Origin of the sequence: Streptomyces sp. SCSIO ZS0520, assembly GCF_025643355.1 — a bacterium.
In the GTDB taxonomy this organism is placed as follows: Bacteria; Actinomycetota; Actinomycetes; order Streptomycetales; family Streptomycetaceae; genus Streptomyces; species Streptomyces physcomitrii.
On record NZ_CP092644.1, the window covers coordinates 3,545,609 to 3,560,884 of the forward strand.

General features: G+C 73.2%; 9 protein-coding genes. 3 read left to right on the top strand and 6 right to left on the bottom strand.

Features of this window, described 5'->3' with window-relative positions:
- Positions 1 to 22 precede the first annotated feature (22 nt).
- From MID12_RS13555 to MID12_RS13565, 3 genes are all read right to left on the bottom strand, one after another.
- On the bottom strand, positions 23 to 673 hold the full coding sequence (locus MID12_RS13555) for a hypothetical protein (RefSeq protein WP_040250336.1): 651 nt from the start codon (positions 671 to 673) through the stop codon (positions 23 to 25).
- A gap of 585 nt (positions 674 to 1,258) precedes the next feature.
- A complete protein-coding gene (locus MID12_RS13560; RefSeq protein WP_263167315.1) occupies positions 1,259 to 2,035 on the bottom strand; it encodes a GntR family transcriptional regulator in 777 nt (258 codons plus the stop codon).
- Positions 2,036 to 2,670: 635 nt separating this feature from the next.
- Positions 2,671 to 4,029, bottom strand: coding sequence for an aspartate aminotransferase family protein (locus MID12_RS13565; RefSeq protein WP_263167318.1), 1,359 nt, complete (start codon positions 4,027 to 4,029; stop codon positions 2,671 to 2,673).
- A gap of 553 nt (positions 4,030 to 4,582) precedes the next feature.
- On the opposite strand from MID12_RS13565, the gene MID12_RS13570 reads away from it, so the two are divergent.
- Together MID12_RS13570 and MID12_RS13575 are read left to right on the top strand one after the other, a co-directional pair.
- Positions 4,583 to 6,865: a serine/threonine-protein kinase gene (locus MID12_RS13570; protein ID WP_263167320.1), complete on the top strand. Its 2,283-nt coding sequence runs from the start codon at positions 4,583 to 4,585 to the stop codon at positions 6,863 to 6,865.
- Between the two features lie 463 nt (positions 6,866 to 7,328).
- Positions 7,329 to 8,918, top strand: a complete 1,590-nt coding sequence (locus MID12_RS13575) for a PstS family phosphate ABC transporter substrate-binding protein (RefSeq protein ID WP_040250352.1) — start codon at positions 7,329 to 7,331, stop codon at positions 8,916 to 8,918.
- Between the two features lie 310 nt (positions 8,919 to 9,228).
- Here the strand turns inward: MID12_RS13575 and MID12_RS13580 are convergent, their stop codons facing one another.
- From MID12_RS13580 to MID12_RS13590, 3 genes are all read right to left on the bottom strand, one after another.
- Positions 9,229 to 11,967, bottom strand: a complete 2,739-nt coding sequence (locus MID12_RS13580) for a hypothetical protein (RefSeq protein ID WP_063778649.1) — start codon at positions 11,965 to 11,967, stop codon at positions 9,229 to 9,231.
- 196 nt (positions 11,968 to 12,163) lie between these two features.
- Entirely contained in the window at positions 12,164 to 12,748 is a 585-nt protein-coding gene (locus MID12_RS13585) for a Uma2 family endonuclease (RefSeq protein ID WP_263167327.1), read from the bottom strand.
- 182 nt (positions 12,749 to 12,930) lie between these two features.
- Positions 12,931 to 14,214, bottom strand: coding sequence for an adenylosuccinate synthase (locus MID12_RS13590; protein ID WP_040250357.1), 1,284 nt, complete (start codon positions 14,212 to 14,214; stop codon positions 12,931 to 12,933).
- A gap of 165 nt (positions 14,215 to 14,379) precedes the next feature.
- Here MID12_RS13590 and MID12_RS13595 point away from each other — a divergent pair, with 165 nt between their 5' ends.
- Positions 14,380 to 15,267 (top strand): diacylglycerol kinase, encoded by an 888-nt coding sequence (locus tag MID12_RS13595; RefSeq protein ID WP_263167329.1) that lies wholly within the window; start codon positions 14,380 to 14,382, stop codon positions 15,265 to 15,267.
- The last annotated feature ends 9 nt before the right edge of the window (positions 15,268 to 15,276 follow it).

Consider the following 15,276-nt stretch of genomic DNA (forward strand, 5'->3'; position numbering starts at 1 on the left):
GCCGGGCCCGGCGGGACCGCGGTCAGCTGAAGATGATCATCGAGCCCTGGGCCAGGCTCCGGGTCGCCGCCGCGTGCAGGCCGAGCCAGACATGGCGCTCCCGGGCGAACGGCCCGTCCTCCTGCGGCGGAGCCGGGGCGCGCTCCTCCAGGGAGGTCGGCGCGCCGGGCGGCTCGGGCACCGCGGGCGGGTTCGCCGGGTCGATCCCGATCGCGGCGGCCACGTACTCCAGCTCGCGCAGCAGGGCATGCGAGGAGCCGAGCGGGCCGGAACCGGCGAGCAGTTCCTCGTTGGACAGCGGGGCGGCGAAGTCCAGCGGGACGTAGGAACCCGCGTGGTCGTAGTGCCACACCAGATGCGACTGCTTCGCGGTGGCCTCGAACATCTCCAGCAACTGCTCGTAGTCCCCGCCGAGTTCGTCGACCGGGGTCACCGCGAGTCCGCACATCTGGAGCAGATAGGCGCGGCGCAGGAAGTGCAGCGCGTCGTAGTCGAACCCGGCGACCGGGGCGACGTCCCCGGAGAGCCCCGGCATATAGGTGTAGACGGGCACCGGGGGCAGCCCCGCCTCGCCCAGCGACCTGTCGTAGAGGGCCAGTTCCTCGGCAAAGGGGTTGTCGGGGCTGTGGCAGAGCACGTCCACCAGCGGAACCAGCCACAGGTCACAGGCCAAGATCTCACTCCTCACGTCACGCCGGTCGGGGGCGGTGATCAGGGCAGCGTAATGCGCGCACGGCGCCCCGGCTCCCCCACTGCACTTTCCTCCGCCCCACTGCCCTCACGGCCTTCCGCCCATCTGTCGTCGCGGCCTTCCGCCTCGCTGTCTCCACGGGGGATCCACTGCCGGTGGCTTCGGGCGGGTGTGGCGCGCGGCGCTTCGGGTGTACCGCCCGCGGCCGGGTCCCGGGGCGGCTCCGGCCGGACGGCCGTACTCCGCATCCTGCTCGCCGAGGGCCGGGGATATGCGCCTCCCGGACGAACGGCTGGAAGCAGCACCCGGAGCGGAATCCGGGGCGGGAGACCGGGCGCCCTCAGCCTCCGGTCCAGCCGGGTCGGGCCGCCTGTCCGGTCCCGGGCCGCCTGTCCGGTCGGGCTTGCGGTCAGGGTCAGGCCTCTGGTCACCGTCAGGCCGCCGGTCCAGCCGGGTCGGGCTTGCGGTCCGGGTCAAGGTTGCGGTCCGGCCGGGTCGGGCTTGCGGTCCGGGTCAAGGTTGCGGTCCGGCCGGGTCGGGCCTCCAGCCCGGTCGGCCTTCGTCCGGTCAGGCCTCCGGTGCGGAGACCGTGCCCTCGTCGCTGAGAGACTCGACCAGGGCGAGGGACTGCGCGTTGTACTGGGAGATGGTCACCTGCGCGGTCTGGATGTCCCGCCGGGCGAGGGCGTCCACCAGCTGCGGATGCCCCGCCCACAGCCGGCCGCGCAGCTCACCGGCCCGCCGCAGCAGCGGCACCGCGCAGGCCCAGGACAGCAACCGGAGCCGGCCGAGGAAGTCCGTCAGGTACGGATTGCCGAAGAGGGTGCTGACCTCGCGCCAGAAGCGCAGGTCGTAGCCGATGAGGACGTTCAGGTCCCCGGCCAGCGCCGCCCGCTGCGCCTCCTCGCCCCGGCGCCGTACGGAGGCGAGCAGGGCACCCCGGGTCTTCTCGTCCGGTTCGGCGCCGATGCCGCTCGGCGAGGGAGGCGCGCCCAGGGCCTCCAGGCCCTCCTGCGCGGTGGCGGCGAGCTTCTCGCGGGCGACGTAGCCGTGGAAGATCGCGTCGGTGATGAGGCTGCGGGCCTCGACCATGCCCCGGAAGTCCGCGAGCGAGAACTCGTGCACCCGAAAGCCCCGGTGCTGCACCGAGTCGAGCAGCCCCTGCGCGGAGAGGTCGACGAGCGCCTCCCGTACCGGTGTCGCGGAGACTCCGTACTGCTCCGCGATCTCCTTGACCGTGAACTCCTGCCCGGGCACCAGCCGACCGCCGAGCACCTCGTCGCGCAGCGCCTCGGCGATCTGCTGGCGCAGGGTGCTGCGGGTGACGGCACTGGAGGCGGGCATCGCTGGCGTCCTCCCGGTCGGCTCGCTGCGGTCGTGGTGGCGGGTGCGGGTACGAGGTGCTGGTGCGGGTGCTCGTGCGAGGTGCTGGTACGAGGTTCTGGTGCGGCGTGCTGGTGCGGTACGGGGTGGTGGCCGGGCCGGTGCGGCTGCCGCTCCGGCACCTGCCCCGGTGCGCGGGGCGGGCAGGGGCACCGGCGCCGGTCCGTACCAGCGGGCACCGGTATGACCGCTGAAGAGGCAACCCTACGCGCTCCACGCCGATGCTCCCCGCCGCGCGCCCGCGGACCCGGCCCCGGCCCGCCCGCTCCCGGTGCGCGGCGCGGGCGCATGCCCCTGCTCGGCGCGGGCGCGTACCCGTGCGCGACGCGGGCGCACACCCGTACGCGGCGCGGGCGCGTACCCGTACGCGGCGCGGGCGGGTACCCGCACACCATCCGGTGGCACCGCGCTCAGCCCCACCCGGCCGCACCGCCTCCGGCCCCGCTCTCACCTCCTCCTGTTCCGCTCCCACCTCCCTCTGTCCGGCTGTCCCGCTCTCAACTTCCCGTCCTGGCTCCCGGCTTCGCCTCCTGTGCTCGCGGCTCCCAGCTCCCACCGCCACTTCCTGCTTGCGCCTCGGGCTTCCGTCCCGGGCCTCATCCGTCGACGAACTCGTCCGCGACCGTCAGCGCCTTGTCGAGCGCCGCGAGCCCTTCTTGCGCCTCGGACTCGGTCAGGGTGCACGGCGGGACGACATGGGTGCGGTTCATGTTGAGGAAGGGCCACAGGCCGTGCTTCTTGGCTGCGGCACCGAAGGCGGCCATGGGGGCGTTCGCCTCTCCGGTGGCGTTGTACGGCACGAGGGGCTCGCGGGTCTCCCGGTCGCGGACCAGCTCCACGCACCAGAAGACGCCTGTGCCCCGGACGTCGCCGACGCTCGGGTGGTCCTCGGCGAGGGCGCGCAACCCCGGGCCGAGCACCCGCTCCCCGAGGTGGGCGGCGTTCTCGACGATCTTCTCCTCGGCCATCACGTTGATCGTCGCCACCGCCGCCGCGCAGGCCAGCGGGTGCCCCGAGTAGGTGAGTCCGCCGGGGAAGGGCCGCTGGGCGAAGGTCTCCGCGATCTCGGCGCTGATGGCGACCCCGCCGAGCGGGACGTAACCGGAGTTGACGCCCTTGGCGAAGGTCATGAGGTCCGGGCGGGCGTCGTAGAGGTCGGCGGCGAACCAGGTGCCGGTGCGCCCGAAGCCCGCCATCACCTCGTCGAGGATGAAGACGATGCCGTACTTGTCGCAGAGCTCCCGGACGCCCGCGAGGTAGCCGGGCGGCGGCGGCATGATCCCGGAACCGCCCGGGATGGTCTCCAGGATGATCGCGGCGATGGTCGCCGGTCCCTCGTAGCGGATGGTGTCGTCGAGGTGCTTGAGCGCGCGCTCGCACTCCTGCTCCTCGCTCTCCGCGTAGAAGGGCGAGCGGTAGAGGAAGGGCCCCCAGAAGTGCACGACGCCCGCCGCACCCGTGTCGTTGGCCCAGCGGCGCGGGTCACCGGTCAGATGGATCGCGGCCGAGGTCGAGCCGTGGTACGAGCGGTAGGCGCTCAGCACCTTCGGGCGGCCGGTGTGCACCCGGGCCAGCCGGACCGCGTTCTCCACCGCCTCCGCGCCGCCGTTGGTGAAGAAGATCTTGTCCAGATCCCCCGGAGTCCGCTCGGCGACGAGACGGGCCGCCTCGGAACGCGGCGCCACCGCGAAGGCGGGCGCGAAGGTGACGAGCTGGGCGGCCTGCTCCTGTATCGCCGCGACGACCTTCGGATGCTGGTACCCGATGTTGGTGAAGACGAGACCGCTGGTGAAGTCGAGGTAGCGGTTGCCCTCGAAGTCCCAGAAGTACGAGCCTTCCGCACCGGCCACGGCGAGCGGATCGATGACGTCCTGCGCGGACCACGAGTGGAAGACATGCGCCCGGTCCGCCGCCTTCACGGCCGCGCCTTCCTGAGGATTCACCTGTTGCGTCATGGGGCCGAGCGTAAAGCCCGCTCCCGCACCCCGGCACGGCCTGTGGACAACGCACAAGCTGTGGACAGATTCCGTGCACACCGACCGCCCGTCCCGTCAGCCTGTGGATAACTCGGGGGCCCTCCGGAATTTCGGCAAGACTGCCTGCCACATCCCACCGGACCCACCCACCACCACCCACCTGCCTACGGCGCCCCCACGCCCCGGCACCACCCCATTCACCAAGAACCTGGAGCACACGATGACCACGGTGACCACCACCCCGACGACCGCGAGGATCCCGGCGACCGGAACCGCCACCGGCGCCTCCGCCTCGCACGGCGCCCACGCCCGCACCTCGGCCCGAGCCCCACGGACCTGCTCGCCACCACTGCGGTCGAGGCCGCTCCGGATGCCGTTCCGGTCGAGACGGCGCACTCCGCCGCCCTGCCGGTCGGGGCCACCCGGTCCGGGCCGGGTCACGGTCTCGCTGCGTAAGGCGCGCATGGCACTCTCCCGTGCCCGGACCGGATTATCCTCGGCCTGTCACTTTCGGGGGAGGACGGGCGCAGCGATGGAAAAGCTCGGGGCAGGGGATCCGCAGCGCATTGGTGCGTACCGGCTGCTGGCGCGGCTCGGCGCGGGAGGCATGGGCCAGGTGTTCCTGGCGCGCTCCGACCGCGGGCGGACCGTCGCGGTGAAACTGGTACGCCAAGAGCTCGCCGAGCAGGAGGAGTTCCGCAACCGCTTCCGCCAGGAGGTGCACGCCGCGCGGCGGGTGGGCGCCCAGTGGACGGCGCCGGTCCTGGACGCGGACACCGAGGCGGCGGTGCCCTGGGTGGCCACCGGCTATGTCGCCGGGCCCTCGCTCCAGCAGGTCGTCGGGCGCGACCACGGGGCGCTGCCGGAGCGCTCGGTGCGCATCCTGGCCGCCGGTCTGGCGCACGCGCTGGGCGACATCCACCGGGCGGGTCTGATCCACCGGGACCTGAAGCCGTCCAACATCCTGGTGACGATCGACGGCCCGCGCGTCATCGACTTCGGCATAGCGCGCGCCCTGGAGACGGTCACCGACGGCGGGCTCACCCGGACCGGCGCCCTGGTCGGCTCACCCGGTTTCATGGCGCCCGAGCAGGTGCGCGGGGAGAGCATCACGGCCGCCTGCGACGTCTTCTGCCTGGGCTCGGTGCTCGCCTACGCGGCCACCGGCGCGCTGCCCTTCGGCACGGCCAACAGCGGGGTGCACGCCCTGATGTTCCGCATCGCGCAGGAGGCGCCCGAGCTGTCCGAGGTGCCGGAGTCGCTCGCGGACCTGGTCCGCGACTGCCTCCAGAAGGACCCGGCCGCCCGCCCCAGCCTGGCGGAGATCCTCGCCCGCACCGGAGCCGAGGAGACGGTCTCCGACGGCCGTGCCCGCGACCCCTGGCTCCCCGGCGCACTGGTGGCCCAACTCGGCCGCCACGCGGTCCAGTTGCTGGACACCGAGGACCCCGACAGCCACGACGACCCCGCCGCCTCCGGCGCACCCCGGACCGGCCCGGGCGCCGCCCCGCAGGCGGTGAACGCAGGCGCCGGCCCCGAGGCGGCAGAGGTCGAGGGCAGGGGCACGGGCAAGGACACCGGACCGGACGCGGGCACGGGACCGGACCCCGAGGCGGCGAGCGCCCCCGCCGCGCGCCCCGCTCAGGACGGGCAGGCCACCCCGGGCGCCGCCCCCGCCGCAGCCGCAGCCGCAGCCGCAGCCGACGGCACACCCGCGAGCCCCACCCCCAAGTTCCCCGCGCTCAAGGTCCCGCCGAGGTCCACCCCGACTCCCCCGGCCTCCGCCCCGGCCGACTCGGAACCGGCGGAATCGGGATCGTCCTCGCCCTCGGCACCGGCATCCGCCTCCGCACCGGCGGAGTCCGCGTCGGCCACCCCGCCGCCGCCCGGCACCCCGGGAACGGCCCCGCTCGACCACCTCCCCACGCAGGTCTCCGGCTCGTACACGGCCCCGCCGCCCTCGGCCGCGGCCCCGCCCCCCGCGGCGCCGCCCGCGGTCCCGGCCACCCCGCCACCCGGCGCTCCCTACGGCTATCCGCACGCCGGACCCGCGGGTCATCAGGCACCGGGCGCCTACGGATACCCCCAACAGGGCGGGTACGGACCGCAGGGCATACCCGGCGGCGCTCCCCCGTACGGCCCGCCGACGGCCGTCCCGGGGCAGGGGGCAGCGCTCGGCGGCACCCCGCCGTACGGGCCGACCCCGCCGTACGGTCCCGGTGTCGCCCCGGTGCCGGAGCCCGCGCCGCGCAGGCGGGCGACGGCGCTGCTCGTCGCGGTGGCGCTGGTGGTGGCGCTGGGCGCGGGCGGCGCGGTCTATCTGCTGATGAAGCCGGACGGCAAGGACGAGGCGAGCGGCGGCCCCAGCCCCACCGCGAGCAAGAACGGCCCCTCGCAGGGCCCCTCCGAGCAGGGCAAGGGGCCCACGGACCCGGGGAGCAGTTCGCCGCCGCCCACCGAGGGGGACATACCCACCGGCTTCCTCGGCACCTGGAACGGCACCATCGACAACGACAAGGGCCGCAGCACCCGCAAGCTCGTCATCCAGCAGGGCGAGCCGGGCGACACCGTGCTCTCGCTGACCGCGGACGGCCCCGCCGACTCGGGTACGTACCACTGCGTCTTCCAGGCCGATCTGACCTCGAAGTCCGGGGAGGACTCGCTGTCCATCGGGCCGTCCACGGTGATCGTCGGGGAGCCCATGTCCTCCTGCACCCCGGGCGCGGCGAGCACGGTCACGCTGCTCCCGGACGGCCGCCTGAAGCGGGTGAACAACGACAACGGCGACGAGCTGACGTACACCAAGTCCCAGTGAGGAGGAGGGAGTCCGAGGGAGTCGGAGGGACCCGGGCGCAGGGGGAGCGAGGAAGGCCAGAGGGCCCGGTGACGCGGGCCGAGTCCGGATGACGCGGCCCGAGCCCGGGTGACGGGAGCCGTGGCCGGGTGACGGGAGCCGTGGCCGGGTGACGGGAGCCGAGTCCGCGGAGAACCCGGCCGGAACCCACAGCACCCGGCAGGAACCCACAGCACCGGCCGAGACCCCCCGGCACCCCGGCAAGGTCCACGCCCCGTCAACTCAGCCCGCAGCGCGCCGAGTTCTTGCCCGGCGAAGAGTCACCGCGCCGCGCAGAGTCGACGTACCGCCGCCGACCCTTCGCCGAACGCCCGGCGAACCCGCGGCGAACATCGGACGACGCCGGTGCCGGGAGGCCGCGCCGGGGCGCCGGCGCGTTTACGGTGACCGGACCATCGGTTCGTTCACGTACACGGGGGCAGGCGTGGACTGGTTCTCGGCCGAGAACGTCATCGCGGTCGGTACGGCGCTGCTGGGCGTGGCGGCGACCTTCGGCGCGCTGGTGTACGAGCGTTCGCCGCGTCAGCGGCACATCGGCTACCGCGTGCAGATGGACACCTTCATCCGGGACATCGAGATCTCCGACGGCCAGGCGCAGGGCCTCGGGATCTTCAACTCCGAGGCCCAGCGCAACGACCGGACGCTGGTGCTGCTGCGCGTCGAGAACGACGGTTCACGCCATATCGGCCTGGACGACTACACCACCGAGGGCAGGCGCGGGCTGACCGCCGTCTTCGCGGGCCGTACGGTGCTCGGCTGCGCGGTCACCGGCACCGACGCGGTGCGGGACGCCGAGGCGGAGGCCGACCCGGAGGCGCGCTCCAGCCACGAGGAGTACCTGACCCACGCGGCCGGTCTGCGGCCGGACGGCAGCAGACTGCACATCCCGCGGGTGCCGCTGAACAAGGGCGACCACTTCAAACTGCTCGTGCTGCTGTCCGGCGGGGCCGAGGGCGGCCGGGTCACGGTCAGCGGCGGGCTCAAGGAGGGCGCGGTCTCCAAGAACCGTTCGGCCAGCACCAGCCTGGACGCGAAGCCGCGGCAGTTCAGCCGCCCGGCGCAGGTGCTCGCCTCGCTGCTGACGGCCTGTGTGGTCACCCTGGCCGCGATCGTCGTGGCGGACGGCGGCGAGAGCACCGCCGAGCCGCGGTCGCTGTGTGCGCGGGGCGAGTTGAGGCTGACCGGCTCGACCGCCTTCGCCCCGGTGGCCGAGGCGCTGAAGGAGGCCTACGAGAAGGAGTGCCCGAAGACCCGGATCACCGTCGCGGCGGGCGGCAGCGCCACCGGCATCCGCGAGCTGCGCACTGCCGGTGCCCGCGCCGCCGAGGGCGCGCCCGCCGCGGTCGTCTTCACCGACGGCCCGGCCACCGGCGCCTATCCGCAGCTCCAGGGGCGTTCGCTCAGCGTGGCCGCCTTCGCCCTGGTGGTCAACGACCGTGTCGGGCTGCGCGATCTGACGCTTGCTCAGGTGCGCGACCTCTACGCGGGCCGGGTCGCCAACTGGAACCAGCTGCCGGGTGGCCCCGACGAGCCGGTGACCCTGGTCAGCCGGGTCTCCAACTCCGGCACCCGGGACGTGCTCCAGCGCCGACTGCTCGGCGGCAGGCAGGAGTTCGGCGACTACGCGCCCGGCGGCTGCGACGGCAAACCCGAGGGGGGCGGGCGTCCCGAGCGCTGCGAACTGGACAGCACCGCCCAGGTCCTTGAGGCCGTGCGCAGCTACCCGGGCGCGGTCGGCTACAGCGAACTCGCCGCCGCCACCGGGGTCAGGGGCACCCACCTGCTCTCCCTCGACGGCCGGGCGCCCTCCCTGGTGAACCTCCAGCACAGCGGCTACCGCTACCGGGACGTGGAGTTCGCCTACACCTACGGCCCGCCCGCCGCCGACTCACCGGCCGCGCGCTTCCTGGAGTTCGTCACGGCACCCGGCGGCCGGGGCGAGGAGATCATCCGCGAGAAGGGCCAACTACCCTGCACGGAACCGGAGGCGCGCCGACTCTGCGCGCAGCCGTAGACATCGACGGCCGACGTCGAGGTCAAGAACGGCCGAGGGCAAGGACGGCAGCGACGTCGAGGTCGCGAGCGGCGCCGAAGCCGGACACGGAACCCATCCGCGTACTCCAAGTACCGCCTGGAGTGCGCGAGTTGGCCGCGCGCGCCGGGTGCACACGTGCTCTCGTACCGGTCTACCAAGGTGCTGTGGGGTCTGATCGTCGAGCTGCTCCTCCGGCCTCACGACTGATCGGCACCACGCGGCGCCCCCGTACCCCCTGTCCGCGGGGGCGCCGCTCACCGGCGCCCCCGCGAGGGCTCATCCCGCTCCCTCACCTCTGCTGCGAGGCCTTCGGCGAGCAGGGCGGTCCCTGCCGCGCGGTCTCCTGGCCCTGCTGGTAGGCGCCGCAGGCCGCGACGGTCACCGGGCCCTCGGCGGTCTGCCGCAGCAGGACCAGGGTCTTGTCGGGCGGTGGGGCGTTGCTGCCCTGGCCGTAACTCACGTACCCGGTCGCCCCGTCGAAGGAGATGCCGCCGCTGAGCGCGGTGAGCATCGAGCGCGGGTCGGCGTTCTTGTCCCGGTAGGTGATGTCGGCGGCGCGGGACAGGACATGGAAGGCGTCGTAGGCGACGGCGGAGTGCCCGTCCTGGCGCCAGGGGTCGCTGCCCTTGGTGGTGTCGCTGACGAACCGGTCGTAGTCCTCGACGAACTGCCGGGTCTTCTCGCTGGCCTTCGCGTCGTTCTCGGGCAGCCGGTGCGCGGAGTAGTACAGCCGCAGCCAGTGCTTGTCGTCGAAGGCGCCGGTGAGGGCGACGTTGGTCAGCTCGTTGCCGCCGAGGACGGTGATGTCGTGCTGGATGCAGGTGCCCTGGGTGTGCAGGGCGTTGACGAAGGCGGTGAAGTCGCGGGCCCGCGCCGACCAGTAGACCATCGACTCCGGCTGCTCCTTGAGCGCCTTGCACACCGTCTCGGCGAGGTCGTGCGCGCTGGAGACCTTCGGCGTCCCGGCGGGGGCGCCCGGGAAGCGGCCGTCCTGCGCGAAGTTGACGACCTTCTCCCGGCCGGGGAAGTCCTTGACGAACTTCTCCGCCAGGCTGCTGCTGTACAGGTCGCCGGAGTTCTGCACGACGATGGCCTGCTCGGCCGGGGTGCAGCCCGCGCCCTTGTGCCGGGCGACGATGTCCTGCTCCCCGGCGAAGCGGGCCTCGATGCCCGCCTCGGTGCTGTTGGCGGGGGTGAAGGGCCAGTAGCTCTGGTAGGTCTCGCTGTCGAGCATCTCGTCGGCGGTCGCGGTGGTGCCGATCGCGGGGATGCCCTTCTCGCCGAGCACCGTCAGCGCGGCCCGGGTCTCGGCCTTCGACTGCGCGTAGCCGAGGACGCCGATGACCTGCCGGGCGCCCTTGCGCTGCCCGCTGTCGATCTCCGCGACGAGTTTCTCGGCCTCCTGCTCGGCACGCGCGAAGCCCGCGCCGGTGGGGATCACCTCGACCCGCAGCGGCACCCGGGAGTCGTCGGAGTCGGCGTCGTTGTTGAGTTTGCGCTGCCACATGGCGATGCCGCGCAGCTCCGGGATGGTCCCGTCGAAGAGGGTCAGGGTCGCCGAGGAGGGCGGGTCGGAGCCGAAGGCGACGACGGTGCGCACGGTGCGGCCGCGGTTCCTCGCGAAGTCCTCGGCCCGGCGGTTCTCGTCGGCGATCACCCCCAGGGCGGCCTCGTACCACTCCTCCGCGCGCAGCCGCGGCGGCCCCTGCGCGGCCGAGGCGTCGGCGAGGGTGCGGTCGCCGCCGACGCACGGGTGCTCCTCGGGGGTGCCGAAGGCGAGCCGCAGGCCGATCCCGCCGCCGAGCACGGCGAGCGCGGCGACGGCGGCCACCGCCGAGGTCATCGCCCGCCAGCTGGTGCGGAACATCCGCGGCTCGATCTGCCGGATCGGCAGCCCGAACCGGGTGAAGGGCTCCTCCCGCAGGGCCACCAGGACGGGTGCGCCCTCGCGCTGGTTCAGCTGGAGTCCGGCCTGGGCGAGGTTGACCTCCGCGGGCTCGCCGAGCTGGTGCAGGAGCCGCTCGGAGGGCCGCCCGACGGCGATGACCAGCGGCCCGGGCGGCTGCGTGGCGGCCCGGGCCCGGTGGAAGGCGGCGAGGAAGCGCTCCACGGGGCGGGCGGCCTCCTCCTGCCCGGGGAGTTCGGCGAGGATCACCGGACGGGCGGTGCGGCGGCGGCGCCGGGGCAGGAAGCGGCGCGCGGGCGGCACCCGCAGGTCCTCAAGGAGCGCCCGTACCAGCAGGTCCTCCAGGCCCTGCAGAGCCTCCTCGCGCTGCGGGTGGCCCGGGTCGAGGGCGAGCCGCGGCACCTGCCGCTGGGCGACCTCGTCCATGACCCGGAAGAGGTTCTCCTTGCCGCGTTCCGCGCCCAGTTCGACCCCGAGCCACCGGCGGCGGCGGAACGGCGAGAGCCGCGCGGGCCTGATCAGCTGCCGCGTCGTGCGGCGCGCCCAGCACCAGCGGGGCAGCACATGGGTGAGCGGCTGCCACACCACCTGCACCAGCCAGGCGTACGGGCCCCCGGCGGCCGGCGGTTCGCTGCCGCCGAGCCCCCACAGCAGCGCGGGCAGCCCGCCCCGCTCGACCCGCTTGCGGTACGCGGCATCCCGCAGCGCACGCGCCCCCGCGCCCGCGCCGCCCGCGCTCCGGCTCTCCAGGATCTCGGTGACGACATCGCGCAGCAGCGAGAACTGCGGGAAGCGGTCCGGGGTCATGAACCGCGGTATCCCGAACTCCAGCCGCCTGCCCACCTCGTCGGCGAAGAGCTCGCCGCCGGCGCCCGCCTCCAGGACCGCGTACGGGGCGAGCTTGCCGTTGTCGTCGAGGGGTTCGCGCAGCGCCTCGACGACTCTGCGCACCCGGCGCTCGTAGGCGGTGCCGCTGCCGGGCACGGTGAACAGGAACAGCGGCGGGCCGGTCCCCAGGTACTCGCGGTCGGCCGGTGCCACGGCTGTCGGATACTGCCGGACGAAGATGTCCGCCCCGGTGTCGTCCGGGAACTGGCGTGGTACTTCCCGTGCTGTGGCCATTTACCCAACTCCCCCGTCAAATGGCCTGCGAATAACGGAAGTTGACAGGGTAATCACCCAGTCACCCTCCGGCGACGAAAAAACGCGCCAGAGGGTGATACCCCGTCAGACCGGACGCGTCACCGCCGCACGGGCCCCGTGATGAAGACGTGACGCGGCACAAGCGGCCCGGGCGGCCCCGGACGCCTCGGGCCGGTCAGCGCACGTAGTGCTTCAGGATCTCCGTGTCGAGGGTGAGGCCGACGGGGTCGGGGAGGGTGACCTGCTCGCCGAAGGGGGCGCGGTGGATGTCGGCGTAGTGGCCGAGGTCCGGGTCGGGATTCGTGTGGACGACAAGGGCGCAGGCGTCGCGGTCCACGAGGAGATAGACCGGAATGCCCGCCGCGGCGTAGGCCTTCGGCTTCTCATGCCGGTCGCGTCGGTCGGTGTCCCCGTCGTACGAGGTGATCTCGACGGCCATCAGCACACCGTCGGTGTCCGCCCAGTCGCCCTGCCCCGCGAAGTGCGCCACCGGGGCGAGGACACCGTCCGGGCGTGCCCTGCCGCTGCGGTACTCACCGACCTTGAGCCCCTTGTTGGGGTAGAGGTCCAGCTCCGTTCGTACCCTCATGCACTGCCTCAGCAGCCACATGAAGATCGTCTCGTGGTCCCCGTCCGGCACCCGCTTCTCCTCGATCCGTCCGCCGATGAACTCCAACGTGACGGTCTCGGGAGCCGTGGAGGCGATCTGCTCGAAGTCCTCCACCAGCATCTGAGACTTGCGCTCGGCCATAACCGTCATGGTGCACCCCCTTCCAGGCGAACGCCAGTATCCGCAGGCACGGGCACCGCGGTGCCACGGTTGTCCGGGACCTCACTCATACGAGTGAGCCGTGCCGGTGCGGGAACTCCCCCGCACCGGCACGGCTCCGGCTCAGCTCCTCCCGGGCCGCCCGGGAGATCCGGGACGCACAGGAGACCAGGTCACAGGAACGAGTTGATCTGGATCGTCTCGTCCCGGCCCGGGCCCACGCCGATCGCGGAGATCGGGGCGCCGGACATCTCCTCCAGGGCCTTCACGTAGTCCTGCGCGTTCTTCGGCAGGTCGGTGAAGGTCTTGGCCTTGGTGATGTCCTCCGACCAGCCCGGCAGCATCTCGTAGACCGGCTTCGCGTGGTGGAAGTCGGTCTGGGAGTACGGGAGTTCGCTGACCCGGCGGCCGTCGATCTCGTAGGCGGTGCAGACCGGGATCTGCTCCCAGCCGGTGAGGACGTCGAGCTTGGTGAGGAAGAAGTCGGTCAGGCCGTTGACGCGGGTCGCGTAGCGGGCGATGACCGCGTCGAACCAGCCGCAGCGGCGGTCCCGGCCGGTGGTGACACCGCGCTCGCCGCCGATGCGCCGCAGCGCCTCGCCGTCCTCGTCGAGCAGTTCGGTCGGGAAGGGCCCGGAGCCGACGCGGGTGGTGTACGCCTTGAGGATGCCGATGACCCGGCTGATCTTCGTCGGGCCGACGCCCGCGCCCGTGCAGGCGCCGCCCGCGGTCGGGTTGGAGGAGGTGACGAAGGGGTAGGTGCCGTGGTCGATGTCGAGCAGGGTGCCCTGGCCGCCCTCGAAGAGGACGACCTTGTCCGCCTCCAGGGCCTCGTTGAGGACCAGGACGGTGTCGGCGACGTAGGGGGCCAGCTCGTCCGCGTAGCCGAGGAGTTCTTCCACGACCTGGTCGACGGCGATCGCGCGGCGGTTGTAGACCTTCGCGAGGAGCTGGTTCTTGAAGTCGAGGGCCGCCTCCACCTTCTGGGTGAGGATCGACTCGTCGTAGAGGTCCTGGACCCGGATGCCCACGCGGTTGATCTTGTCCGCGTAGGTGGGGCCGATGCCGCGTCCCGTGGTGCCGATCTTGCGCTTGCCGAGGAAGCGTTCCGCCACCTTGTCCATGGTGACGTTGTAGGGCGTGATGATGTGCGCGTTGCCGCTGAGCAGCAGCTTGGACGTGTCGACGCCGCGCTCGTTCAGACCGCTCAGCTCGGAGAGCAGGACCGACGGGTCGACGACGACGCCGTTGCCGATGACGGGCGTGCATTCGGGAGACAGGATCCCGGAAGGCAGGAGATGCAGCGCGTAGGTCTGGTCGCCGACGACGACCGTGTGGCCGGCGTTGTTGCCGCCCTGGTAACGCACCACGTAGTCCACGGATCCGCCGAGCAGATCGGTGGCCTTTCCCTTGCCTTCGTCACCCCACTGAGCACCGAGCAGCACAAGTGCGGGCACAGGCGTACACCCCTTCCGGGCGGGGCATGTCCAGGGTCAGGGGCATACGCGCGGCGTATGCCGGCGGCCTTCGTCGGCCGCAACCCGTCGGACCGGTGCCCCGGAATAGACGAAGCCCCTGGCGCAACAGCGCAAGGGGCTCTTGCACAAGGATGTTACCCGAGGATGCGAGGCAGGACCGAGGTGGCCGTGTTTGACCAGCTTCTCGTGGTCGTCGACCCGGCCGCGCGGCGCAGCGACGGTGAGTCGGTGCGGATCGCGAAGGACGTGCTCGGCGCCGGTGCCGACACCAAGGTGTGCCTGCCGCAGGGGCCCGAGGAGTTCGCGCGGGCGCTGGTCAGGAGGGGCCACCGGCGCCCCGTGGTGGTGGGCGACGACCGGGCGCTGCTGCGCGCGGTCGGGGTCCTGCACCGGGAGCGGGAGCTGGGCTCGTGCGCGCTGGGCCTGGTCCCGGTGGGCCAGCTGCTCTCGCTGACCCGGCTCCTCGGGGTGCCGACCAGCGCGGTGGCCGCGGCGCGTGCGGTGCTCGACGGCGGCGAGCACCGCCTCGACCTGCTGGTGGACGACAGCGACGGGGTGGTCCTCGGCGATCTGCACATCCCGCCGCTCACCGGCGGCCGGGCCGCCCCGGACACCGCCGGGTCACCGGCCGGGGGCTCCCACTCGCTGCTGCGCACCTGCCAGTCCCTGGTGCGCACGCTCGCCCGCCCGGCGCGGACCGCGGCCCCGGTACGGGAGCCCGCGCGGCTGCGGGTGGAGGCGGACGGCGTGCTCCTGGTCGATCTGGACCAGCCGGTGCGGGCGATGACGCTGGCGCCGGAGGCGGACGGCCTGGCCCGGATCGAGCTGCATCCGGCGCAGGAGGGCGGCGAGGCGATGCGGACGACGGCGCGCACGGTGACGGTCTCGGGGCCGGACTTCCGCTACCGCGCGGACGCGCACACCGCGGGCCCGGTGCGCACCCGGACCTGGACGGCGCTCGCGGGCGCCTGGTCGCTGACCCTGCCCGGGCCGGCCCCGGCGGGCTCGGGGGCGGAGCGGGCACCGGCCTGAGCGCCGGGG

Coding starts and splice junctions, on each gene's coding strand:
- MID12_RS13560 (WP_263167315.1), bottom strand. CDS start 2,035: ATGCCCGCCTCCAGTGCCGTCACCCGCAGCACCCTGCGCCAGCAGATC.
- MID12_RS13565 (WP_263167318.1), bottom strand. CDS start 4,029: ATGACGCAACAGGTGAATCCTCAGGAAGGCGCGGCCGTGAAGGCGGCG.
- MID12_RS13570 (WP_263167320.1), top strand. CDS start 4,583: ATGGAAAAGCTCGGGGCAGGGGATCCGCAGCGCATTGGTGCGTACCGG.
- MID12_RS13580 (WP_063778649.1), bottom strand. CDS start 11,967: ATGGCCACAGCACGGGAAGTACCACGCCAGTTCCCGGACGACACCGGG.
- MID12_RS13585 (WP_263167327.1), bottom strand. CDS start 12,748: ATGACGGTTATGGCCGAGCGCAAGTCTCAGATGCTGGTGGAGGACTTC.
- MID12_RS13595 (WP_263167329.1), top strand. CDS start 14,380: ATGCGAGGCAGGACCGAGGTGGCCGTGTTTGACCAGCTTCTCGTGGTC.